Raw genomic sequence first — 24,910 nt, 5'->3', positions numbered from 1 at the left:
AAGAAAGAGAGGTAGCTATTGTTAATTAAATTGTTGAAAAGAAATGAACACCTGAGTAAATGGGTATTATTCTTGTAGTAACTTTATATAAATTCAAATCTGTAGCCTATGTCAATATCAAAATTTGAATCCATGTTGAAAACCAACGAGGTATATTTTTTCGATGCTGTAGAGTTTGAAACAATTATAGAGCATTATTTAAATATAGGTAAGCAGTCGTTGGCAAAAAAAGCGGTGCAGTTAGGTTTGGAGCAGCATCCGTCTTCAATTCAATTGAAGTTAATGAAAGTAGAAATTTTAATTTTTGAAGATGAATTGCATGAAGCAATTAAGATGTTGTCTAACATCGAAGCCGTAGAACCCCATAATGATGAAGTATTCATTCAAAAAGCAATTATTTTATCTAAAAAGAAACAGCACATAGAGGCAATTGCTATTTTACAAGAATCTTTACAGTATATAGAAGATCCATCCGATATTTGGTCAATGATAGGGATGGAGTACTTATACCTTGATGACTTTGAAAATGCACGTTTGAATTTTGCAAAGTGTATTGAGGTAGATTACGAAGATTATTCTTCGTTATACAATATTGTGTATTGTTTTGATATGGAAGACAGTCATGAAGATGCAATAAATTTTTTAAACTCTTACTTAGATAAAAACCCATATTGCGAAGTAGCGTGGCATCAACTAGGAAGACAGTATTTTGAGTTAGGAATGTTTAAAGAAGCGTTAACAGCTTTTGACTATGCGGTATTAATTGATGATAGTTTTATAGGAGGGTATTTAGAGAAAGCAAAATCATTAGAAGAGTTAAAGCGTTATGAAGAAGCTATAGAAAATTATTTGGTAACCCTTGAACTAGATGATCCAACCGCTTACGCCTACATAAGAATAGGAGAATGTTATGAGAAACTTGAGAATACTCAAACCGCAATTCATTTTTATAAAAAAGCCGTACATGAAGATCCTCTTTTAGATAGAGGTTGGATTTTGCTAACAAACGCTTGTTATAACCAAGAAAATTATCAAAAAGCACTGTATTATATCAATAAAGCGATTCATATAGATGAAGCAAACGTTTTGTACTGGAGACGTTATGGAGACATCAACTTGAAGCTTAATTTTTACGAAGAGTCCGTTAAAGCTTTTAAAACGTGCTTGTCATTAGGCGATAGAGAAATTGAAATCTATGTGGCATTAGCAGATTTATTATTGTTTTTAGGTGAATTTAATGAAGCACTTAAGACATTAATTCAAGCGAAAAAAACATATAAGGAGTTTGCAGAAATTGAATACAGGCTTTGTGGGTTATTTATGATTCTTGGAAAAGAAGAGTATAGTGTAACACATTTAAATAATGCTTTGGCTATCGATTTCGAATACCATACAATTGTAAAAGAGTTGTATCCTTCTGTCTTTGAAAATAAAAGAATACAACAAATCATATCTAGTTACAACAAAGCCATTCAGTAACTACTTACGAAATTGCTATTAAAATTAATTGTTGAGAATTATTACTAAATCTTCTAATTAAGAACACAAATAAAATTTGTGGTTCTTATTTTTTCTTTGCAAACTTATGTCTGCTAATTTTTTAGTGCTTCACAAGTTAACTCTTAAGTATGAAAGTAATTAATTACAAGGAGAATAAAACCTTGTAATACGACTGTAATTAGAAGAAAGAGAATTATGTACTTTGTTGAGTGATGTAGGTTGCAAGTAACCGACCAAAAGGAAACGTTAAATTTCAATTAAAAAGTAAAAATGAAATCATTGTTTTTTGTTTAAAAATGACTAAAATTGAGTAAATTTGATATTCGTTTTATGAGAAAAATAAAAAAAATAGCAGTGATGACTTCTGGAGGGGATGCTCCAGGAATGAATGCGGCTATACGATCTGTTGTAAGAACTTGTGCTTATTATCGAACAGATTGTATGGGAATATATAGAGGGTATCAAGGATTGATTGAAGGAGATTTAATTCCGTTAACCGCTAGAAGTGTAAATAATATCATTCACAAAGGAGGTACTATTTTAAAGTCGGCTCGTTCAAAAGAGTTTAGAACAAAAGAAGGGAGGCAAAAAGCCTATGAAAGTCTAAAAAAGAACAATGTAGATGCGTTGGTGGTGATTGGAGGAGATGGCTCTTTTACTGGAGGAGTGATTTTTAATAAAGAGTTCAATTTTCCTATCATAGGAATTCCGGGAACCATAGATAATGATATCTCTGGAACAAGTCATACACTTGGTTACGATACAGCGTTAAATACAGCTGTAGAGGCAATTGATAAAATTAGAGATACAGCGTCTTCTCACAATCGACTTTTCTTTGTCGAGGTTATGGGGCGTGATGCAGGGTTTATAGCATTAAATGCAGGGGTTGGTGCAGGAGCGGAAGAGATTTTAATACCAGAAGAAGATTTAGGATTAGAAAGAATGTTAGAGTCTCTAAAGAAAAGTAGAAGATCAGGAAAATCATCTAGTATAGTAGTGGTTTCTGAAGGAGATAAAACCGGTAAAAATGTATTTGAATTAGCTGATTACGTAGAAAAAAACTTACCTGAATACGAAGTGAGAGTTTCAGTATTAGGGCACATGCAAAGAGGAGGCTCTCCGTCATGTTTTGATAGGGTTTTAGCAAGTAGGTTAGGAGTAAGTGCTGTAGAACTATTACTTGATGGAAAAACAAATTTAATGGTGGGGTTGAAAGATAATAAAGTAACTGCTACCGATTTAGAAAAAGCAATCAAAGGGCAACATAATATTGATACCGAACTATTAAGAGTATCAGATATTATGACCACTTAAATACGAATATAAAATTTTAAATAATGATAAAAATAGGAATTAACGGATTTGGAAGGATTGGTCGATTGGCATTCCGTTCTGCAATGAAAAGAGACAACATTCAAGTTGTGGCTATTAACGATTTGTTAGATGTAGATTATTTAGCCTATTTATTGAAGTATGATTCTGTTCATGGACGATTTGAAGGAGTTGTTGAAGTCAAAGACGGAAACTTAGTAGTAAATGGACAAACAATAAGAATTACTGCTGAAAGAAATCCTGAAAACTTAAAATGGAATGAAGCAGGGGCAGAATATGTAATCGAATCTACAGGTTTTTTTACCGATAAAGATAAAGCAGCAATGCATATTACTGGAGGGGCAAAAAAAGTAGTTATTTCAGCACCTTCAAAAGATGCTAATATGTATGTGATGGGAGTAAATCATAAAGATTTAACAGCTGATGAAATTATTTTTTCAAATGCTTCATGTACCACAAACTGTTTAGGGCCATTAACTAAAGTAATTCACGATAATTTTGGATTGAAAGAGGGGTTGATGACTACAGTGCATGCAGCCACATCAACACAAAACACCGTTGATGGACCGAATAAAAAATGGAGAAGAGGACGTTCAGTAGTAAATAATATTATTCCTACTTCAACAGGTGCAGCAAAAGCTGTAACAAAGGTTATTCCAGAATTAGAAGGGAAATTAACAGGAATGGCAGTTAGAGTTCCTGTGGCAGATGTTTCTTTAGTAGATTTAACGTTTAGAACAGAAAAAGCGACTTCGTTAAAAGAAATTTTAGCAAGCTTACAAGAGGCTTCTGAAGGTGAATTTAAAGGAATTATAGGATATACTGAAGATGAGGTGGTATCACAAGATTTTGTGTCAGAAACGAGAACTTCAGTAATTGATGCCGATGCTTGTTTAGAATTAAATGAAAACTTTTTTAAAGTAATATCTTGGTACGATAACGAGTTTGGTTACGCAACTAAGATTGTAGACTTATTAGAGTATTCGGCTTCTTTATAAAAGCATAAATATTTTATCCGTAGTGCATTTTGAAACAACAATATTATAGATTGTCAGTTCGAGTGATTTTGAGGTACGAAAAATCGTATCGAGAACTAATTTAACAATCAAAATTCTTTTTCTCGATACAAATTTCACTCATTGCAATCGTGAAATTCACTCGAATTGACAGAATTATATCAAAAAGCACAACTGGTAATATTTTTTTAACACTATTTATGGAAATAGCAATTATAGCACATGATGGAATGAAAGCTGAAATGGTTCAGTTTTTAAATGAACACAAAGAAGTCTTACGTCAAAAAAGTGTTCAATTAATAGCTACAGGAACAACTGGAGAAAAAGCAGAAAAAGCAGGTTTTGAAGTAATAAAATTTTTATCAGGACCTATTGGAGGCGATGCGCAAATTGCAGGCAGGGTAGCAGAAGGAAAATGTCAAATGGTTTTGTTTTTTAGAGATCCGTTAGCAAAGCATCCACATGAACCAGATATATCTATGCTAATGCGTTTGTGTGATGTACACGATGTGCCGTTAGCTACAAATCCATCTACAGCAGAATTGTTGATAAAAGCAATATAAAAATTATAAATAAAAAAGAGAAACATAATTGTTTCTCTTTTTTGATTGATAAAAATGTTTGGCTATAGTGTTCGTGTACCCGTTAATTACCGAATTGGTTACACGTTTTATTCGTATTCGAAACTGGTCCAAAGTCTCGATTTGACAACTTTTTTTTTGTATTTTCCAGGGATAACCTCAATTTTTTCAATTGCTTCCCTAAATAAGTTGTCTATTTCATTTGTCTGTGGATAGGACTTTACTTTGATGTTTTGAATTTCTGCATTTTCAGTTACAGTTAAATAGACATAAACGCTCCCTTTAAATTCAATTTCAAAACTCAGTTTTTCATTTATCAATTCGTTTAGTCTGTTTTCAGAACAGTCAATTCGTTCTTTTTCAGATAAGTCTTTTTTACAATCATTTTCGAATGGCAATTCAGTTAGAATTGCATAATGATAAATACCTTCTTTTTTCTGTTTATATGGCTTGACTTTATACCCTTTTTCAGCAGAATCGTCTGCGTCTAAAAAATGACCTTTTGGAATTTGCCCAATTGCAAAAACTGGTAATAACATTAAAAAAGTAAGAATATTCCATTTGTTTTTCTTCATCTTATTATTTTAGTCAAATGTGTTATACAAGTTAAAATACTTGTTGTTTTAATACTGATACCGCCAACGAAGTGGTTAGTTTTTTTAAGCTATTTAATAGCTATCATGCTAATTTCAACATTGACAAACTTAGGTAAGTTAGCAACCTCTACTGTTTCACGAGCAGGAGCAGTGGTGTCATCAAAATACTCACCATAAACAGCATTAATTTTTGAAAAGTTATGCATGTCTGAAATAAAAATAGAAGTTTTAATAACGTTTTCAAAAGTCATACCAGCCGCAGCTAATACTTCTTTCATGTTTTGCATTACCTGTTGAGTTTCTGCTTCGATAGAGTCTAAAACTAACTCTCCAGTTTCAGGGTTGATAGCTATTTGTCCAGAAGTATACAAAGTATTTCCACTAAGTACTGCTTGGTTGTATGGACCAATTGGAGCGGGAGCTTTACTTGTAGTGATTATTTTTTTCATATCTATTTAAGTTTTAAAATTAAAAAAAACATTTTAGCCAACAGCCAACAGCCAACAGCCAACAGCCAACAGCCAACAGCCAACAGCCAACAGCCAACAGCCAACAGCCTTAAAACAACACTCTGTCCGGGGGTTTGTTCTTATCCCATTTTAAATCGCTTAGCACTGAAGATTTTACCCCAATAAAGAAGTTATAAGACGAGTTAACACCAAAAGGAGTCCAATTAAAATTAAATCGCCAACTGTCTAAATCTCTTGAAAAATTAAGTCTGGTATAGGTAAAAGCGTTGTCTTTAATATCATAACCAGAAGAAAAGCCTATTTTCCATTTAGGAGATAATTCTACATTACCACTAAACATCAATGCATTGTTATTAATTCTACTGTTTAAACCATTGTTTGTATAGGTCATACTATAGACTAAATTAAGAGTCCAAGGAATTTTAGCTCTATAGAGTTCGGTTTCTTTAGTTTCGCTTTCGCCTTTTTTGTTATCTCTATTATTTGGGAAACCGTTAGTCGGACCTATATTTTCTCCAAAAACATCTGGGGTGTCTTGCGCACCATTTCCATTTTTACTATCGGAGTCGTCTTTATCATCCTTGTTTTTTTCAAAATCCTTACTAGAAATAGAATAATTTGCTGTTACTCCTAAATTAGTCATTCTAAAAAGACTACTGTTAAATTTATTAATTCTTACCCCTTTACTGTTTACTTGATATGGATCTAAATCGGCACGCATATTTAAAGCTAGTTTGTCTTTAAAAAAACGTGTGCCAGCACTAACGTTTACAGTACTCCAACGTAAACTATCAGCGGCAAAATTGTAGTTCGTACTAAAGTTTAAATTGTTAAGAATTATAACTTTTTTATCTTCTTCGTCACTGTCAGGTTCTTTCGGAGCTACTTTTGCTTCTAAAACATTTTTTACAGAAATACCAATAGAATTTGAAATTCCACTTCCTGGAACCGAATAAATACCACCTTCAAAAGGAGAGTAGGTTAATAAGTCATTTGGATCAGAACTTTGACGAACTGTTAAGTTGTAATCATCTGCAAAATCAGGGCGGTATTGATAAGAAATAGCAGGGGTAATCGTATGGCGTATGGCTTTTAAACGCCCTTTATTGACAGGGAATATTCCATAGATCGTCGTAGACAAAGAAACCGCTAAATTATATTCATTATAGCGAGTAAAACCACTAATAGTGTCATTAACAGCAGCACCAAGATTATCATCTTTGTTTACCGCAGTTGGGTCGTATCGTTTTTTTATTCGATCAAAGTACCAAACATCCTTATAGTTTACATTAGGTGATAACGTAAAGTATTTTAAAGCTTTTAAACTTGTACTGCTACTTAAGTTGTGTTGAACTCCTTTTTTAGCAGTTTTAAACATTTTAGAAGTAAAAAACTCATCATCAGTAGTATTGATCTGATATTGACCTTGCATATTATAGTTAAGGCCTATTCGCTGAAAGGCATTCTTTTTAACCCCACCTTTTCCTTCAAACGGATAAATACGATCCATGTTAAGTTGTAAAGAAGGGAGTGTCATGGTAATAGACTCGGTGTTGGTATTTTGTGAGTGAGTTGCTGTTACACTCACATTAAAAGGAGTACCAACAAACTTCTTGTAGTAAGAAATAGAAGAACTCAAGGTGTTGTTTAAAAATTGAGAACTATTAAATTCGTTTAAAGATTGGCGATAATACTTACTACTTCCTAAGTTAACAGAAGCGGAAAAACGGGAGTTCGGACTCGATTTAGCATCTTGGCTATGACTCCATCTGAGATTGAAGTTGGAAGATTTTTGATAATCACTTAAACCACGTATCCCTTGAACAAGATTTTCAAAACGTATACTAAAGTTTCCACTAAATTTATAACGAACATAATAGTTAGAAGTAGCATTTAACCCCCAACTACCATTGGTATATAAATCACCTAATACCGTTAAATCAAAATAATCACTTAAAGCAAAGTAGTACCCTCCATTTTGCATAAAAAAGCCTTGATTGTTACTTTCCCCCCAAGAAGGAATGATAAAACCTGAGGTTCTCTTATCCGTTAAAGGAAAATAAGCAAAAGGTAAATAAACAGGTGTAGGAACATCTGCCAATACTAAATTGCTACCACCAACAATAATTTTTTTACCAGGAACTAGCTTAGCTTTGTTTGTTTGAATATAATAATCTGGAATTTTCTTTTTTGAAGTGGTAAAACGCAACCTCCGCATGTATATAGTTGAGTCGTTTACACGTTTTGTTTTTTCTCCGTAGGTAATAATTCCAGCTTGATCTGTTTTAACACCGTAAACCAGTGCCTTCTTAGTTTTAAAATTAAACAGAATAGAGTCTTGTTCAGATTCTTGTCCACCTTGTTTAAACTGAGGTCTTTGATGATACCCAGTGCTATCTTTTATACCTTTAGCATATACCATATTGTTTTTGTAATCTAGAATAATTATCCCTGCTTTTAAATCAATATCAGTATAGGTTACTTGGGCTTTATTGTATAAGGTAATTGTTTTGTCTTTGGCATTTTGTATGGTGTAATCTTCAGCATCGTGCGTAATTATACCATCAATTACTTCTTTCGGTTTAATAGAATCGTTAGCAATGGTATCTCTTTTTCTATGAACAAGAGCATTGTTTTTTAAACCTATTAAGGTGTCTTTAGGACTAGTGAATATAGAGTCTTTACTAGGTTTTTGAGGAGTAATACCTTTCTTGCCAAATTCTTGCGCAGTACTTAATTGAAAACAAAAAAGATAGAAAGCTAAAAGTATGTAAGTTGGATTTGCTCGCAATATTATTAATACTATTTTTGTGTTATATTTAAAAACTTTGGCGTGTTATTTGAATGCCTATATTTTAAAAACCAAAAATAGTTAAATTTTATTGATGCAATTCTTAAATTTCCGTAAATATAATATCTCAAAATTAAGCTTAATCATTCTAACCTCTATAACTATTTTGTATGGGGGAATATTATCGGTTTCAGCGCAAAAAAAATACACAGTTGTTCTTGATGCAGGCCATGGAGGAAAAGACCCAGGGAACTTAGGGAATGGTTTTAGAGAAAAAAACATAGCTTTAAGAGTTGCGCTAGATGTAGGTAAGGAGTTGTTAACCTCTAAAGATATTGAAGTAGTTTACACTCGTAAAAAAGATGTTTTTGTAGAGCTGCATAATCGTGCTAAAATAGCCAATGATAAGAAAGCAGATTTATTTGTATCCATCCACTGTGATGCCTTTAGAAGGTCAGATCCGCATGGAGCGAGTACTTTTGTGTTAGGATTAAGTGGAAATAAAGAAAACTTAGAAATAGCTAAAAAAGAGAACTCGGTAATTTTATTAGAGGATAATTATAAGCAGAACTACGATTACGATCCGAATTCACCAGAATCAGTAATAGGACTATCAGTACTACAAGAAGAAAACCTTGAAAATAGTTTAGGAATCGCAGGCTTGGTTCAAAATAATTTTGTAGCCATAAAAAGAAATAATAGAAAGGTAAAACAAGCAAACTTTTTAGTGTTAAGAGAAACGGTTATGCCCAGTGTTTTAATAGAGTTGGGTTTTTTAACGAATAAGAATGAGGGAAAATTTCTAAACTCTAGAAGTGGTCAAATAAAAATGGCGAAGTCAATCGCTCAAGCAATAAGAAAATATTTTGAGCGATTAAAGTTAAATACAATTAGTGAAACACTAACAGTGAATGCACCGTTAGTAGAAAAAGAGATTTCTAAACCTGTTATAAAAAAAGAAACGCCTAAGCAAGTTGTTAAAAAAGAAACGCCCCCAAAGAAAAAAACTACAGAATCCAAACCTGTATCAACAGACGTTGTATTTAGAATACAAATAGCCGCCTCTAGAAAAAAACTTTCTACAAGTAGTTTTAAAGGGTTAGAAAATGTTGAGTCTTTATTTATAGATGATTACTACAAATATTACTACGGAAATTCACCAAGTTTATCTGGAATAAAGAAGGTGTTACCAGAGGTAAGAAGGAAAGGGTATAAAGATGCTTGGGTAGTCGCTTTTAAAAATGGAAAACGAATTTCGATAAAAGAAGCACTGAAAAACCGTTAATTTAGAGGTATTCTATATTTATACTCCCAAAATTATTATTATTTTCGCTCGTATAAATATATTCTATGTCTAAAGAACTAAAAACAGGAATTGTTGCTGTCGTTGTTATTGCACTATTTATTTGGGGTTATAACTTCTTAAAAGGACAAGATTTGTTCAGTGCTAATGCAAGACACTTTTTTGTAGAGTACAATAATATTAATGGTTTGAATGAAGCGAGCTCAGTCACCATTAATGGCTTAAAAGTAGGGAAGGTGGATGAAATTAGATTCAATGAGAACCCAGATAAAAAGGGGAATTTAATTGTTAAAATTTCATTAGATACCGACTTTAACTTCTCAAAAAACAGTATTGCTAAGATTTATTCAGCTAGCTTAATGGGAGGTCAAAATTTAGCAATTATTCCTAAATATGATGGAGAAGTAGCCAAGTCAGGAGATTATTTAAAAGGAGAGGTTGAGTCAGATATATTTTCATCAGTAGGTGAAAAATTAAACCCAATTCAAGCAAAACTAGAAAATGTGTTGGTAGGAGCCGATTCTTTATTAATTGGATTCAATCAAGTATTAGACGAAAAATCGCGTCAGAGTTTAAACAGAAGTATTTTAGGTTTGGAAGTAACTATTTCTGATGTTCGTAAAACATTATCTTCTGTAAATTCATTATTAGCAGATAATAAAGGAAACTTAAATGCTACCTTGGCTAATGCCAAAAAGATAACAGACAATTTTTCTAAAGTATCAGATGATTTAGCAAAGGCTAACTTAGGAGAATCCGTTAAAAAATTAGAAGCAACTTTAGCAAATGTAAATGGGTTGTTAGCTAATATGAAATCAGGAAAAGGAACTTTAGGAAAGTTAATGACTGATGAAAAAATGTATACTAATCTTACCAATGCTTCTAAAGAATTAGAAGAATTGTTAAGAGAAATGAAGCTAAACCCAAAACGTTTTGTACACTTCTCATTATTTGGGAAAAAAGCAAAGCCGTATAACGAAGAGAATAATACCAAAAATGTAAGTAATAAATAAGCTTACATTTTTATAAATCTAACAAAACTTAATAATTAAAGAACGATGGAGAAATACGTACCAAACATTTTTTTTGCACTTATTTTAATTGCAGGTATCGGGTATTTTGTAATGAATGTTCGTAAGTTAATACGAAACATCAAATTAGGGAAGGATATTGATAGAACGGATAGAAAGCCTGAACGATGGAAAAACATGGCAAAAATCGCTTTAGGGCAATATAAAATGGTACGACGTCCAGTTTCAGGTATCTTACATATAGTTGTATATGTTGGGTTCATTTTAATCAATATCGAAATGTTAGAAATCGTTATTGATGGATTATTTGGTACACATCGTGTTTTTCAACCAATTATTGGAGATGCTTTATACGGGTTCTTGATAGGAAATTTTGAAGTGTTAGCATTACTAGTTTTTGTAGCTGTAACAATTTTTTGGTTCCGTAGAAATATAGAGAAAGTAAAACGTTTTTGGAACAAAGAAATGGAAGGTTGGCCAAAGAATGATGGTAATATTATTTTATATTTTGAAATGGTATTAATGACTTTGTTCTTGGTAATGAATGCGACAGATGTACATTTTCAAGAAGCAGGAGTAGGAAATGTAGTTTCTCAATTTATTGCACCTTGGTTTGATGGTTTTTCTAATGAATCATTACATACCATTGAAAAAACAGCTTGGTGGTTGCATATTGTAGGAATTTTAATTTTCTTAAACTATTTATACTATTCTAAGCACTTACATATTTTATTAGCTTTCCCTAACACGTTTTTTGCAAACTTAAACCCTAAAGGACAGTTTAATAATTTAGAAGCGGTAACGAAGGAAGTAAAAATGATGATGGATCCAGATGCTGACCCATATGCTATGCCAGAAGAAGGAGAGGATGAAGGAGAACCAGAAAAATTTGGAGCTTCAGATGTAACTGATTTAAACTGGGTACAGTTAATGAATGCTTACACTTGTACTGAGTGTGGACGTTGTACATCATCTTGTCCTGCCAACCTAACTGGTAAAGAATTATCACCACGTGCTATTATGATGAAAACACGTGACCGTTTAGAAGAAGTAGGAAAGAATATTGATGAAAATGGAGGAGAGTTTAAAGATGACGGTAAGCAATTATTAAACGATTACATCACTCCAGAAGAACTATGGGCGTGTACAAGTTGTAATGCCTGTGTACAAGAATGTCCTATTGGTATCGATCCTTTATCTATTATTATGGAGATGCGTCGTTATTTAGTAATGGAAGAATCAGCAGCTCCACAAGAGTTAAATATGATGATGACCAATATTGAAAATAACGGAGCACCTTGGCAGTATAGTCAAATGGATAGATTAAACTGGAAAGACGAAGAGTAGTAGTTTTTAACTATTTTATTCCGTAAAAATTAAAAAGTAACCTCTGTTTGAGGTTGTAAACAAAAAAAACAGTTCAACAATTAAACGATAAAGAATTATGAACGTACCAACAATGGCAGATATGATGGCTCAAGGAAAACAACCAGAAGTGTTGTTTTGGGTAGGAGCTGCAGGAAGTTATGATGATAGAGCAAAAAAAATAACAAGAGCTTTCGTAAAAATATTACAACAAGCTGGGGTTGATTTTGCAGTATTAGGTACCGAAGAAAGTTCAACAGGAGACGCAGCAAAGCGTGCCGGAAACGAGTTTTTATTTCAAATGCAAGCAGTTACTAATATAGAAGTATTAAATGCCTACGAAGTAAAAACGATTGTAACTTGCGATCCACATTCATTTAATACCTTAAAAAATGAATATCCTGGATTAGGAGGGAAATATAAAGTGTATCACCACACTCAGTATATTAGTAAGTTAATTAAAGAAGGGCGTTTAACTATTGAAGACGAAAATTTAAACGGTAAGCGTTTAACGTATCACGACCCATGTTACTTAGGACGTGCAAATGATGTATATGAAAGTCCACGTGAATTAATTCGTCGTTTAGGAGTAAAGATGACTGAGATGAAACGTCATAAGTCAACAGCATTATGTTGTGGAGCAGGAGGAGCACAAATGTTTAAAGAACCAGAAAAAGGAGATAAGGATATAAATGTGTTAAGAACAGAAGATGCGTTAGAAACAAATCCGCAAATTATTGCTACTGGATGTCCTTACTGTAATACCATGATGACCGATGGTGTAAAATTCAAAGAAAAAGAATCGCAAATACAAGTAAAAGACATTGCAGAGTTAATTGCGGAAGCAAATAACCTATAGTAAAGAGATATAAAGTTTTCTTAAAAGTGTGTTACGAGAGTAGCACACTTTTTTCTTTGTAGTAAGTTTGTTGAAAAATAATTCAAAAACAAAAAAGAATGAGATACCTTTTTACCTTTTTATGCTTAGTGCTTTTAACATCCTGTGATGATACCGATTTTTCTCTTGATGGAAATGGAAACTTGGCAACAATAACATTTAATATTACGAGTACAAGTAATGACAACAATGGAAGAATTAAAACTGTTTTTTTAGAATCAGGTTTTTTTAAGTACGATAATACTACAACAACTAATGTTTTTCCTTATAAGAAATCATACACAGATGAAATTAATTTTGCTGCTAACTTAGCTTTTGAATACGAAGATAAAGCCACAGACAATTTTAGTGTCTATACACTAACAATGGAAATCTTTAGAGATAATGTTTTAGTAGATAAAAGAGAATATTTTATAGATAAACCAGGAACAAAAGTAGGTTTTGATGCAGTAGTAAATAAATAAACAACTCATATACTTTAAGATAAAAGGAAAGCGTAGCTTTCCTTTTTTTATGCGTAAATAACTATCTTTGAAAATCATACTATCTCAATGAAAAACTACATAAAAGCAGCACGTTTACGTACCTTACCATTATCCGTTTCAGGAATTATTGTTGGAGCCTTTTTAGGATTAAATGAATCTTTTTTGAAAGTGTCTTCAACTCTTTTTGATACAACTATTTGTGTAGGAAGAAAAAATATATTGGAGTCTTCTATTTTTTGGTTAGCAATTTTAACCACTATTGGTTTTCAAGTATTATCTAACTTTGCCAATGATTACGGAGATGGAATAAAAGGTACAGATAATGAAAGGGAAGGAGAAGCACGTATGGTAGCTTCAGGAGCGATTACTCCAAAACAAATGAAAAACGCAATGATTGTTACAGGAGTCATTACGACTATTATTGCATTGCTACTGATTTATGTTTCCTTTGGTAAAGACAATTTTTTGTATTCAGTAATTTTCTTCGGATTAGGAATCGCTTCAATTGTTGCTGCTATAAAATATACCGTTGGGAAATCTGCTTATGGTTATAGTGGATTTGGAGATATTTTCGTTTTTATCTTTTTCGGATTGTTAGCAGTCGTTGGAACCTATTTTTTATATACAAAACAATTGAACTTTATCATTTTTTTACCAGCAATTACAGTTGGATTGTTAAGTACTGCAGTGCTTAATTTAAATAATATGCGTGATAGAGAGAATGATGCAAAATCCGGAAAAAATACGTTGGTAGTGAAAATGGGAGGAGAATCTGCAAAATTTTATCACTATTTTTTAATTATAGCGTCTTTTATAGTTGCTTTATTATATACGGTAATTAAGTTTCAGTCACCTTACCAATTTTTGTTTGTCATAGCTTACCTTCCTTTGGTAAAACATTTAGTTTTTGTATATAAAAATAAAGAAGAAGCCTTGTTAGATGGAGAGCTTAAAAAAGTGGCGCTCAGTACCTTTCTTTTTTCAATTTTATTCGGATTAGGTCAAATTTTGTAACTTCCCGAGAAAATTTAATACTATGAGAACTATTTTAGTCTTTTTCGGAACGTTTCTATTATTTATTAGCTGCAATAGCAAAGGAGCGAACCCAACCTCTTATGGAGAGCTTAAAACTTCAGGAAATTTTGATATTACTAAAGAAATTGTAGAAGCATCAGAAGTTGCATCAGAGAATAAAGAAGTAACAATTGAAAGAAAACTTATTAAAACAGGAGATATTTCATTTGAGACAGATGATTTATTAGAGACAAGAAATCATATAGAGCAAGCAGTAAAAAAATATAACGGATACATTTCTGCTGATAACGAGTACAAATCTTCTCAAAATATTACTTCAAATTTAACGGTTCGAATTCCTTCAGAAAGTTTTGATACTTTTTTAAATGAGATTTCATCAAAAGTAGCAAGGTTTGATAATAAGAATATCTCTGTTAACGATGTAACAGAACAATTTTTGGATGTACAAGCACGTTTGAAAGTAAAAAAAGAAGTAGAACAACGATATAGCGAAATACTAAATAAAGCTAGTTCGGTAAAAGAAATTTTAGAAGTTGAAAGAGAACTAGCCAATGTAAGATCTGACATTGAATCGATGGAAGGACGTTTGAAGTATTTACAAAATCAAGTGTCGTTTTCAACCTTATCAATTCGATTTTATAAAAAAGAAGTAAGTAACACTTATTCCAAAAGTTTTGGAAGACGTATAGCTGATGCTTTTGGTAATGGAGTAGACAATATAAAATGGTTCTTTATCGGTTTGATAAATATTTGGCCATTTATACTTTTAATAGTTTTATTAATTATATTCATAAAGAAACGAATTAAACGAAAAGAATAGATACATGAAAATCACTTTTTACGGTCACGCATGTTTTGGTATTGAAATTAACGGAACATACATATTAGTCGACCCTTTTATTACAGGAAACCCATTAGCTACTAATATAGACGTAGATCAAGTAAAAGCAGATTATATATTACTTACACATGCGCATCAAGATCATGTATTGGATGTAGAGCACATTGCAGAAAGAACAGGAGCTACAATTATTTCAAACTTTGAAATTGTAACATATTATGCTGCTAAAGATTTAAAAGGACATGCCGTGAACCATGGAGGTACATATAAAAACGAGGTGTTTTCAGCCAAATATGTCAACGCTATTCACACTTCTTCATTTGCTGATGGAAGTTATGGAGGGCAACCGGGTGGTTTTGTAATAACAGCAGGAGAAAAGTCCTTGTACATATCTGGAGATACAGCGGTAACAATGGATATGCAATTAATACCGATGTCTACAAACTTAACAGCCTCTATTTTTCCTTTAGGAGATAATTTTACCATGGGAGTTGATGATGCTATTATAGCAAGTGATTTAGTGATTTGTAATAAGGTCATAGGATGTCATTTTAATACCTTTCCTCCAATCGAAATAGATGTAGAAGAAGCTAAAGAAAAGTTTGCTCAAGCAAAAAAAGAATTGTTAATTTTAGAAATCGGACAAACAATAACTATTTAAGTAAACCTTTTATTTAGGTATTATATACATGAAAAAAATTAAAATAATTTTAGGAGTAATAACAGTTTTAATTCTTGCTTTTTTCCTAACAGGACTCATAGTAAAAGAAGTTGTATATGTGAATGAGGTAACAATTAATAAGCCAGTGAATGAAGTTTTTATAGATTTTCAAGATAAAGAACTGATGAAAGAATGGATGCCAGAAGTAAAATCAATAGAAATTTTAAAAGAACAGCCCAATAAAATTGGAAGTAAATATAAAGTAGTTGTTGAAAATCAAGGTAAATTGATAACTATGACAGAAGAAGTATTAGCGTATAAAGAAAATGAACAACTTACTCTTCACTTTGATGCAGAAAATATGCTAAAAACAGATGATTATACATTTATTTCTGAAGGAAACTCAACTAAAATAGTACAAACTACTACCTGTACTAGTGAATCGTATGTAATGAGCTGTTTATTTCCATATTTTAAAGGAGCATTGAAAAAAATGAGTCAGCAATATTTAGAAAATTTTAAAAAAGCTTCTGAAGCTCATAATTAAAACACGAACAATTGATAAAAGCTACCTACCATAAATACTTACTGAATTTTAAACAGGCAAGTGGTACCTCTCGTGGAGTTTTAAGAACCAAGGAAACTTGGTTTCTAATTTTAGAAAATGAAGGAAAGAAAGGTTTTGGAGAATGCGGTTTATTCAGAGGTTTAAGTGCTGATGATAAACCCGATTATGAAGAGAAATTACAGTGGGTGTGTAACAATATTAATTCTGGCTTAGAGAAATTATTACTTGAACTCAACGAGTTTCCGTCGATACAATTTGGATTAGAACAGGCATTTTTATCCATAGAAAACCAAACACCATTTGAATTATTTCCATCTAAGTTTACCGAAGGAAAGCAACAAATTTCTATAAACGGATTAATTTGGATGGGAGATAAAGCCTTTATGCAACAACAAATAAAAGATAAGTTGCAACAAGGTTTTACTACGATAAAGATGAAAATTGGAGCGATAGATTTTGATACAGAAATAGCCTTGTTACAATCAATACGAAAAGAATTTTCAGCCAAAGAAATTGAACTTCGTGTAGATGCTAACGGAGCTTTTTTACCCCAAAATGCTTTAGAAAAATTACAAAAATTATCTGAGTTAGAATTACACTCTATAGAACAACCAATAAAACAAGGACAATGGCAAGAAATGGCAAGTTTATGTGAAAAAACACCCTTGCCAATTGCGATAGATGAAGAATTGATAGGCGTTTTCTCTTCCAAAGAAAAAGAAAACTGTATAGCTACAATCCAACCTCAGTATATTATTTTAAAACCTAGTTTGGTTGGTGGGTTTAAAGGTAGTAAGGAATGGATTCAAATAGCATCCAACCATAACGCAGGTAATTGGATAACCAGTGCCTTGGAAAGTAACATAGGGTTAAATGCAATCGCACAATGGACGTACACGTTAAATAATCCATTACCACAAGGGTTAGGAACAGGAAGCTTGTTTACCAACAATTTTGAAAGTCCGTTGGAAGTTTTGAATGGAAGTTTGAGGTATAACACAAATAAAAACTGGAACGTTAATATTTAATTATGAATTTTATACAACAAGCCTATAAAGGACAAAATCAGTGGTATGTATACCTACTAGTTATTTTTATAGTTTTATTGGGGTGGCAATTTATTGGTGTAATTCCTCTGGCAATAACAGCAGTTTTACATTCTGAAAATACGAGTGAATTTTTAAGAGCGGCAGATGATAGTTTTATGAGTCTGGGAATAAATAAAAACCTGTTTTTATTTATGATGGTGGTGATGTTTGCTTTTGGATTAGCTTCGTTATTTTTAGGAATAAAATATATTCATAAAAGAGCTATTAAAACAGTTATAACAAGTAGAAATAGAATAGATTGGAATCGCTTTTGGTTTGGTTTCTTTGTATGGGGAATACTATCTGTAGTAGTAGTGTCTTCTGATATTCTTTTATCTCCTGAAAATTATACATGGAACTTTAAACCTCTGCCTTTTTTCACTTTAGTGATAGTATCATTTTTGTTTTTGCCTATTCAAACAAGTTTTGAAGAATTACTTTTTAGAGGATATTTTATGCAAGGACTTGGTACTTGGTTTAAAAACAGATGGGTTCCATTAATAGTAACTTCGGTAGCTTTTGGTTTATTACACGGAGCAAATCCAGAAGTAGAGAAGCTAGGGTATATTTCAATGGTTTTTTATATAGGAACAGGTTTCTTTTTCGGAATAACAACACTAATGGATGAAGGAACAGAATTAGCATTAGGTTTGCATGCTATTAATAATATTGTAGCTGCATTCTTGGTAACAACAGATTGGACCGTTTTTCAAACGGATGCTTTATTTGTTGATACTTCAGATCCTTCGGTAGGGATAGAAATGTTTTTACCAGTATTTGTTTTATATCCTTTAATGTTACTACTGTTCTCAAAAAAATATGGTTGGAAAAATTGGAAAGAAAAACTGTTTGGAAATATAGAAAAACCAGAAATAATTAACCAATAACTATAAAAACAGTGTTCTGGACGTAGTGAATAACCTAAATTTTCATAAAAGTTTTCAGTTAAATGGAATATCTTTTTCTTCGGAAGAAGAACTCTTGAGTTTTTCTAAAACAATAAATAATTCTGTTTTTTCATTTTTATCAGATTGGTTTAATGCTGAAGATTTTGTCATAGTACAAACTTCTGGCTCTACGGGAAAACCGAAACCAATTCCGTTGAAAAAAGAGTTTATGAAAAACTCAGCAGAGGCAACGGGAACTTTTTTCGAATTGAAAGAAAACACTACTGCTTTATTGTGTCTTTCTACCGATTATATTGCAGGAAAAATGATGCTAGTCCGAGCTTTAACGTTAGGGTGGAAGCTTGATGTTGTAGAAGCAATTTCTAATCCATTAGAAGGAATAGATACAATGTATGATTTTTCTGCAATGGTCCCAATGCAGTTGCAAAACTCGTTAAAAGATTTACAAAAAGTAAAAAAACTAATTGTAGGAGGTGGAGTAGTATCTAATGACTTGATAGGAGAAATTCAGAACTTATCTACTCAAGTTTTTGCTACCTATGGAATGACTGAAACCATTACACATATTGCTGTGAAAAAACTGAATAATGTCATTTCAAACGATAGTGAGAAATCTTATTACAAGACTTTACCTGATGTACATCTTTCACAAGACAATCGAAATTGTTTGGTAATTGAGGCACCAAAAGTAGCTCAAGAAAAAATTATAACAAACGATGTAGTTCGGTTGGTTTCTGAAAGAGAATTTGAATGGCTAGGTCGCTATGACAATGTCATTAATTCTGGTGGAATTAAGCTACATCCAGAGAAAATTGAAGAAAAACTCTCTAAAATTATTTCGAATCGTTTTTTTGTTATTGGTGTTCCAGACAAGAGACTAGGAGAGAAGTTAGTACTTGTCATAGAAGGGAAAGAATACAATGTTATCTTGAACGAAGCAAAGAATCTGACTAAATATGAAACTCCAAAAGATATTTACTTTGTAGATAGATTTGTAGAAACAGAGACAAAAAAAATCCAACGTAAAAAAACACTCGCTAAAATTTTACCTCACTAAAAAGTATCGTTTACTTTTCTAATAAGCTTGTTTACTCATTTAAGGTTTTATAAAAATATAAGGTTAGCTAGTTTTATGTAAACTTTAAAACGAAAAGCTATGTTTAAAAAACTATTTTATGTAATGCTATTGTTGAGTTCAATAGCACTTGCAGCGCAACAAAGAACAATTACAGGTGTAGTTTCAGATGAATCAGGTCCGTTACCAGGAGTGACTATTGTGGTAAAAGGAACAACCAATGGAACTGAAACTGATTTTGATGGTAAATACTCTATACCAGCCACACAAGGTGATGTTTTGGTATTTTCTTTTGTAGGGATGAAAACAGTACAAAAGAATGTAGGAGAAATTTCTGTGATTAATGTAGTTATGAAGGCTGATGATGTTTTAGAAGAAGTTGTAGTAGCAGCCTACGGTATTTCAAAAAGGAGAAAATTATCGGTCTCAAAAGCTGTTAGAATTAGAGGACATAATCAAATTGAAAATAGAGATTCGTATGCAGCAAGAAATGAAAATATTTTTAAAAGCCCTGTTAACTCTCCCTTGTCTACATTTTCTATTGATGTTGATAAAGCTTCTTACAGTAATGTAAGAAGAATGATTAATAGCGGTCAAAAAGTACCAAAAGAAGCAGTTAAGATTGAAGAAATGATTAATTACTTTGATTATAACTACCCACAACCTACAGGAAAACATCCTTTTTCAATTACTACAGAGATTGTTACGACTCCATGGAATAAAGATACTCAGTTGGTAAGAATTGGGTTAAAGGGAAAAGAATATGAACAAGAGAATTTACCGACTTCTAATTTGACTTTTTTAATAGATGTTTCGGGGTCTATGTCAGATCAAAACAAGCTACCATTGTTAAAGTCAGCTTTTAAGTTATTAGTAAATCAGCTGAGAGAAAAAGATAAAGTAGCAATTGTTGTGTACGCAGGAGCAGCAGGGGTAGTTTTAAAGCCTACATCAGGAAGTGAAAAAGAAACGATACTTGAAGCCTTGAATCAATTAGAAGCAGGAGGTTCAACAGCAGGAGGGGAAGGAATTGAGTTAGCGTATAAACTAGCAAAAGAAAATTATATACAAGATGGAAATAACCGTGTTATTTTAGCTACAGACGGTGATTTTAATGTAGGAGCTTCAAGTAATGTAGCAATGGAAGCGTTGATAGAGGAAAAACGTAAATCAGGTGTATTTTTATCGGTTTTAGGTTTTGGTTATGGAAATTACCAAGATGATAAATTAGAAGTTTTAGCAGCTAAAGGGAATGGAAACCATGCGTATATCGACACGATGCAAGAAGCACAAAAAATATTTGGTAAAGAATTTGGAGGAACTTTATATACCATTGCAAAGGATGTGAAAATTCAAGTAGAATTCAATCCAAAGAAAGTACAAGCGTACCGTTTAATAGGGTATGAAAATAGATTATTAAATGATGAAGACTTTGTAGACGATACAAAAGATGCAGGAGAGTTAGGTAGTGGTCATACAGTAACCGCATTGTATGAGGTAATTCCTGTAGGAGTAAAAAGTAAATTTCTAAAAAAACTACCTAAATTAAAGTATACTCAAAATAAACAATTAGATAGTTTTAATGATGAATTATTAACCGTGAAGTTTAGGTACAAATTACCAAAAGGCAACAAGAGTATAGAGTTGGTAAAAACGGTTAAAAATGAAGTATTGGCACCAACGAATGATATGAATTTTATTTCAGCAGTAGCTTTATTTGGAATGCAATTAAGTAAATCAAAATTTAAAAATAATTCAAAAATTGAAGATGTACTTAGTTTGACAGAGGGAGAAATAGGAGAGGATAAAGATGGTTATAAAGCAGAGTTCGTTAGATTAGTGAAAATGTATAATTAAGAATTAAAAAACAGGGTTAAATGCCCTGTTTTTTACCTGTCAACATCTAAAAAATCGTTAGTGTCAAAAGCTTTTTTATAATCAGTTAAACTCATTCCAAATCGTTCGGCGTTATAGTTTTTCTCTTTGTCTATCTTATAAAGTTTACTTTTTCTGCTTATTTCCATAGAGTTGGCTACAAAGAAAATAGAATCGGCGGTAACGTTTGTTACTTTTACGGTAGAGTAGGCTTTGTCGGATGACTTGTATTCAACAATATCGTTAACTTGAGGGGAATTAATATAGGTAACAACATTTTTGTCATGCTGTTGTGCTGAGTAGATTCCAAAGAGAATTATAGCTCCCATTAATAAAGAACCTATCCAATGTGTAAAAGGTGTTTTAGCATTTCGTTTTACGTTGTCGTGAGCTAGTTTTAACTGTTCGCTCATATTTTTACGTTCGTACGTAGCTTTACAATGATTACATTCAGAGACTCCTTTTTTACCTATAGGAAAAATAGGGATCCAATAAATGTAAAAGTATTTACCAAAAATACTAATGGTGTGAGCGTTTTGCTGTTCGCAGTGATTACATTTTACACCGCTAACTTTTTCGCTGTGTAAATGCGCACCTTTGGTTCCGTAGAAAATCATGATTATGAGAGGTTTGGTTAGAGTAAATATATAAAAAAAATCCAACGATTATTTTCGTTGGATTTATATGTTTTGAATAAGAAGATGTTTGTTATTCTTCCATTGAATGATAAACGTTGTTTACGTCATCATCCTCTTCCAACCTTTCTAAAAGTTTGTTTACTTCTTCCTTTTGCTCATCAGAAATGGCAGTAGTGGTCGTAGGTATACGTTCAAATTCAGAAGAAAGAATTTCAATATTATTTTCTTCTAAATATTTTTGAATAGCACCAAATTGTTCAAACGGAGCATACAGCATTACCGAACTATCTTCTTCGTCGGCAAAAACTTCTTCTACTTCAAAGTCAATCATTTCCATTTCAAACTCTTCTAAATCCATACCTAATGAATCTTCTTTTACTTTAAAGTTAACCACATGGTCAAACATAAAAGCAACTGAACCAGAGGTTCCTAAATTTCCATTACACTTGTTAAAAGCAGCACGTACATTGGCTACTGTACGGTTGTTGTTGTTAGTAGCGGTTTCTACTAAAACAGCAATTCCATGAGGTGCATATCCTTCAAATAATACTTCTTTATAGTTTTCTGTATTTTTATCAGATGCCTTTTTAATGGCGCGCTCAACATTGTCTTTTGGCATGTTGGCAGCCTTCGCATTTTGAATTACTACACGCAAACGAGAGTTGGTCTCAGGGTTGGGACCACCTTCTTTAACTGCCATAACGATATCTTTACCAATACGAGTAAAGGTTTTAGCCATAGCTGACCAACGTTTCATCTTTCTTGCTTTCCTAAATTCGAATGCTCTTCCCATGTGTATTCTGTTTTAATTTTGCTTGGCAAATGTAACTAATGCTATAAAATATTGCAATTAAAAATGTTTTTTGAAAATTACATCACCTGTTTGTTCATCATAAGCTTTCCAAGTTCCACTTTGCTTATCATTTTTATAATGTCCTTTGACTTTTATATTTCCGTTTTCATAGTAAGATTTATAAGAGCCATCTTTTAAACCATCATCTAAGTCTACCTCAAACTTTAGTTTTCCGTTTTTATAATACTCCTTGTACGATTTAGCGCTTAAATCTGAAGGGTGTATTGGAGGTGTTTTGAAAAATGATGTAGAATTTTGAGTATTTGTTGAGTCTTTATAAGGAGCTAACTCTAGCAGTAACTTTTCTCTTAATTCTTTGTCTTTTTGAGAATTTACATCAATATTTTTAGGATCTTCAAAAACAAGAGAAATATTGCTTTCAAATAAGTCGTCAGAAGCAATTAGCTGCATTCCAATTTGTGAAAAGCAAGTTATATATGGTTTGTTTTTTTGAAGTTCACGTCGAGTTTTATTGTCAACTAAACTTAAAAGGTCTTTGTAGGAATTTGGAGTGTTTACATAAGCAAATACACTAGATTTTTTCTCAAAATGATAATTAAAATCATCGAATTTTTCAGAGCTTTCTAGGGTGTATCCTATTAAGTGGTTGTTAATAATTTCTTTAATGGTATTTGGACTAGTACTAAAAACTACAAAATCATCAATAATGGTAAAGTAAGGCTTCTCCATTTTAGAAAACATGTTTCCTGCTAACATTTTAAAGAATCCTTTTAAATCAAAAAAGTTAATAGGATACCCTCTATAATCGATTTGTTTGTATTTTAAAGGGGTGTTTTCTTTAATCTTAGAAAGAATAAGCTGGAGGTTTTCTTTTGTATTATCAATGTCATCAACCTTAATAATAGCAGCGATATCTTTTTTGTTTTTCGAAAGTTCAGTATTAAAGTGAATTAAAGCTATTTCACTACCAATCCAACTATAAATATTTTCAGATACACTTATATCTAATTTATCCTCAATCATAGCGAGCTGATCAGTATACATTTTAAATTCAGCTGGATTTTCTTGTTGGAGTTTTTCTAGATTGCTATTGAAGGTTTTAAAGTCATCAAAAGCAAAACTAAGGTATAAAGAAGTATTTTTGGGTGCTACTTTAGCAACACTACGCTTGCCAACTCCAGATTTTTGCAATACTTTTAAGTAGGTTTGCGAGTTGCTATCAACATTTGTAAAACCTGTAGCTTGAACGATAACTCCTTCTATAATTGATATATCTAAACCAGAGTAGAAGAATGCTTCTTTATTTAAGAAATCTAAATTACTTGAACTGGTAAAACAGTTGAGATAGTCTTTTAGGTATTTATGTTGTAAGTACATATTAAAAAAGCCATCAGTATCTGTTTTTCTTTTTATTTCTAAAAAGTTGAGATCACGACCAATAATAGGGTTTAAGTATTGGTCTATTGATTGTTCAACCAAAAGGTGAGTATAAGAAGCAACGACCTGATTTTTAATAAAGGAAAGATGTAAGGTTTCTCTTGTCTGCTTATTATACAGTTCTATAATTTCATGCTTTTTGTATACGCGTTTGGTTACTTTATAGTCTTCACCTGCTAAATTACTAATAGCCCTTTTTAAAAAGATGAGTTTAGAAAATTTTTGTAAATCAGCAATATATAATAATCCGTATTTCTTTGGGCTAAATACATGTACAGAGATCACTAGATTACGTTCTCCGATAAAGTCGAAAATTTCCTTTTTTGCTTTAAAGGTTTCATCTAAACTATGGAGACCTTCAGATAGTTTATTGATTTGTTGATTGGATTGAAGATGCGTCCAAATTTCACTTGAGCTTATTTCATCCCAAGTATCAATAGGCCTTTCTGTATCAACTATAAAAACAGCATTATCAGGAACTAAGTAAATAGATTTGATATTGTCATTTTCAGATAAGGTGAAAATATAAACCTGATAGATTACAAAACCAATTACAAGGGCAATAATACCCCAAAATACTTTTCTCTTCATGCTGCTTTCTA

The 24,910-nt window shown here is 32.1% G+C and carries 23 protein-coding genes; 17 read left to right on the top strand and 6 right to left on the bottom strand.

Going from position 1 to position 24,910, the window contains the following annotated elements; genetic code table 11:
• Positions 1-108: 108 nt before the first annotated feature.
• The 4 genes from V1T75_RS03070 (at position 109) to V1T75_RS03055 (ending at position 4,411) form a co-directional block, all read left to right on the top strand.
• Positions 109-1,479, top strand: a complete 1,371-nt coding sequence (locus V1T75_RS03070) for a tetratricopeptide repeat protein (protein ID WP_330487099.1) — start codon at positions 109-111, stop codon at positions 1,477-1,479.
• Between the two features lie 351 nt (positions 1,480-1,830).
• Complete coding sequence (gene pfkA / locus V1T75_RS03065; RefSeq protein ID WP_330487098.1) at positions 1,831-2,814, top strand: 6-phosphofructokinase; 984 nt, start codon at positions 1,831-1,833, stop codon at positions 2,812-2,814.
• Between the two features lie 23 nt (positions 2,815-2,837).
• A complete protein-coding gene (gap, locus tag V1T75_RS03060; RefSeq protein WP_330487097.1) occupies positions 2,838-3,830 on the top strand; it encodes a type I glyceraldehyde-3-phosphate dehydrogenase in 993 nt (330 codons plus the stop codon).
• Between the two features lie 218 nt (positions 3,831-4,048).
• The gene (locus tag V1T75_RS03055) at positions 4,049-4,411 is read left to right on the top strand and encodes a methylglyoxal synthase (RefSeq protein ID WP_330487096.1); all 363 of its coding nucleotides are present in this window, start codon (positions 4,049-4,051) and stop codon (positions 4,409-4,411) included.
• Between the two features lie 107 nt (positions 4,412-4,518).
• Here V1T75_RS03055 and V1T75_RS03050 read toward each other — a convergent pair whose 3' ends face one another.
• The 3 genes from V1T75_RS03050 to V1T75_RS03040 form a co-directional block, all read right to left on the bottom strand.
• A complete protein-coding gene (locus V1T75_RS03050) occupies positions 4,519-5,004 on the bottom strand; it encodes a hypothetical protein (protein WP_330487095.1) in 486 nt (161 codons plus the stop codon).
• A gap of 89 nt (positions 5,005-5,093) precedes the next feature.
• A complete protein-coding gene (locus V1T75_RS03045) occupies positions 5,094-5,474 on the bottom strand; it encodes a RidA family protein (protein WP_330487094.1) in 381 nt (126 codons plus the stop codon).
• 109 nt (positions 5,475-5,583) lie between these two features.
• The gene (locus tag V1T75_RS03040; RefSeq protein WP_330487093.1) at positions 5,584-8,286 is read right to left on the bottom strand and encodes a putative LPS assembly protein LptD; all 2,703 of its coding nucleotides are present in this window, start codon (positions 8,284-8,286) and stop codon (positions 5,584-5,586) included.
• Positions 8,287-8,380: 94 nt separating this feature from the next.
• On the opposite strand from V1T75_RS03040, the gene V1T75_RS03035 reads away from it, so the two are divergent.
• The 13 genes from V1T75_RS03035 (at position 8,381) to V1T75_RS02975 (ending at position 21,401) form a co-directional block, all read left to right on the top strand.
• Positions 8,381-9,571, top strand: a complete 1,191-nt coding sequence (locus V1T75_RS03035; protein WP_330487092.1) for an N-acetylmuramoyl-L-alanine amidase family protein — start codon at positions 8,381-8,383, stop codon at positions 9,569-9,571.
• 65 nt (positions 9,572-9,636) lie between these two features.
• On the top strand, positions 9,637-10,602 hold the full coding sequence (locus tag V1T75_RS03030; protein WP_330487091.1) for an MlaD family protein: 966 nt from the start codon (positions 9,637-9,639) through the stop codon (positions 10,600-10,602).
• Positions 10,603-10,647: 45 nt separating this feature from the next.
• Positions 10,648-11,967: a 4Fe-4S dicluster domain-containing protein gene (locus V1T75_RS03025; protein ID WP_330487090.1), complete on the top strand. Its 1,320-nt coding sequence runs from the start codon at positions 10,648-10,650 to the stop codon at positions 11,965-11,967.
• Positions 11,968-12,064: 97 nt separating this feature from the next.
• On the top strand, positions 12,065-12,844 hold the full coding sequence (locus tag V1T75_RS03020; RefSeq protein WP_099216248.1) for a (Fe-S)-binding protein: 780 nt from the start codon (positions 12,065-12,067) through the stop codon (positions 12,842-12,844).
• Positions 12,845-12,942: 98 nt separating this feature from the next.
• Positions 12,943-13,347, top strand: a complete 405-nt coding sequence (locus V1T75_RS03015; RefSeq protein WP_330487089.1) for a hypothetical protein — start codon at positions 12,943-12,945, stop codon at positions 13,345-13,347.
• A gap of 87 nt (positions 13,348-13,434) precedes the next feature.
• The gene (gene menA, locus V1T75_RS03010) at positions 13,435-14,382 is read left to right on the top strand and encodes a 1,4-dihydroxy-2-naphthoate octaprenyltransferase (protein WP_443082039.1); all 948 of its coding nucleotides are present in this window, start codon (positions 13,435-13,437) and stop codon (positions 14,380-14,382) included.
• 22 nt (positions 14,383-14,404) lie between these two features.
• The gene (locus V1T75_RS03005) at positions 14,405-15,223 is read left to right on the top strand and encodes a DUF4349 domain-containing protein (RefSeq protein ID WP_330487088.1); all 819 of its coding nucleotides are present in this window, start codon (positions 14,405-14,407) and stop codon (positions 15,221-15,223) included.
• Positions 15,224-15,227: 4 nt separating this feature from the next.
• Positions 15,228-15,905: a metal-dependent hydrolase gene (locus tag V1T75_RS03000; protein WP_330487087.1), complete on the top strand. Its 678-nt coding sequence runs from the start codon at positions 15,228-15,230 to the stop codon at positions 15,903-15,905.
• A 28-nt stretch (positions 15,906-15,933) separates the two neighbouring features.
• Positions 15,934-16,452 carry an SRPBCC family protein gene (locus V1T75_RS02995; RefSeq protein WP_330487086.1) on the top strand — a complete coding sequence of 173 codons (519 nt, stop codon included), beginning with the start codon at positions 15,934-15,936 and terminating at the stop codon, positions 16,450-16,452.
• An 11-nt stretch (positions 16,453-16,463) separates the two neighbouring features.
• Positions 16,464-17,501 (top strand): o-succinylbenzoate synthase, encoded by a 1,038-nt coding sequence (locus V1T75_RS02990; RefSeq protein WP_330487085.1) that lies wholly within the window; start codon positions 16,464-16,466, stop codon positions 17,499-17,501.
• A gap of 2 nt (positions 17,502-17,503) precedes the next feature.
• Positions 17,504-18,448 carry a CPBP family intramembrane glutamic endopeptidase gene (locus tag V1T75_RS02985; RefSeq protein WP_330487084.1) on the top strand — a complete coding sequence of 315 codons (945 nt, stop codon included), beginning with the start codon at positions 17,504-17,506 and terminating at the stop codon, positions 18,446-18,448.
• A 25-nt stretch (positions 18,449-18,473) separates the two neighbouring features.
• Complete coding sequence (locus V1T75_RS02980) at positions 18,474-19,526, top strand: AMP-binding protein (protein WP_330487083.1); 1,053 nt, start codon at positions 18,474-18,476, stop codon at positions 19,524-19,526.
• Between the two features lie 99 nt (positions 19,527-19,625).
• Complete coding sequence (locus tag V1T75_RS02975; protein ID WP_330487082.1) at positions 19,626-21,401, top strand: vWA domain-containing protein; 1,776 nt, start codon at positions 19,626-19,628, stop codon at positions 21,399-21,401.
• Positions 21,402-21,433: 32 nt separating this feature from the next.
• Here V1T75_RS02975 and V1T75_RS02970 read toward each other — a convergent pair whose 3' ends face one another.
• From V1T75_RS02970 to V1T75_RS02960, 3 genes are all read right to left on the bottom strand, one after another.
• Positions 21,434-22,036, bottom strand: a complete 603-nt coding sequence (locus V1T75_RS02970) for a hypothetical protein (protein ID WP_330487081.1) — start codon at positions 22,034-22,036, stop codon at positions 21,434-21,436.
• Between the two features lie 91 nt (positions 22,037-22,127).
• Positions 22,128-22,850: a YebC/PmpR family DNA-binding transcriptional regulator gene (locus V1T75_RS02965; protein ID WP_330487080.1), complete on the bottom strand. Its 723-nt coding sequence runs from the start codon at positions 22,848-22,850 to the stop codon at positions 22,128-22,130.
• A 57-nt stretch (positions 22,851-22,907) separates the two neighbouring features.
• Entirely contained in the window at positions 22,908-24,899 is a 1,992-nt protein-coding gene (locus V1T75_RS02960; RefSeq protein WP_330487079.1) for a DUF3352 domain-containing protein, read from the bottom strand.
• Positions 24,900-24,910 lie beyond the last annotated feature (11 nt).

Source organism: Tenacibaculum sp. FZY0031, from assembly GCF_036350695.1.
In the GTDB taxonomy this organism is placed as follows: Bacteria; Bacteroidota; Bacteroidia; order Flavobacteriales; family Flavobacteriaceae; genus Polaribacter.
This window is presented reverse-complemented; position numbering and strand designations above follow the sequence as displayed.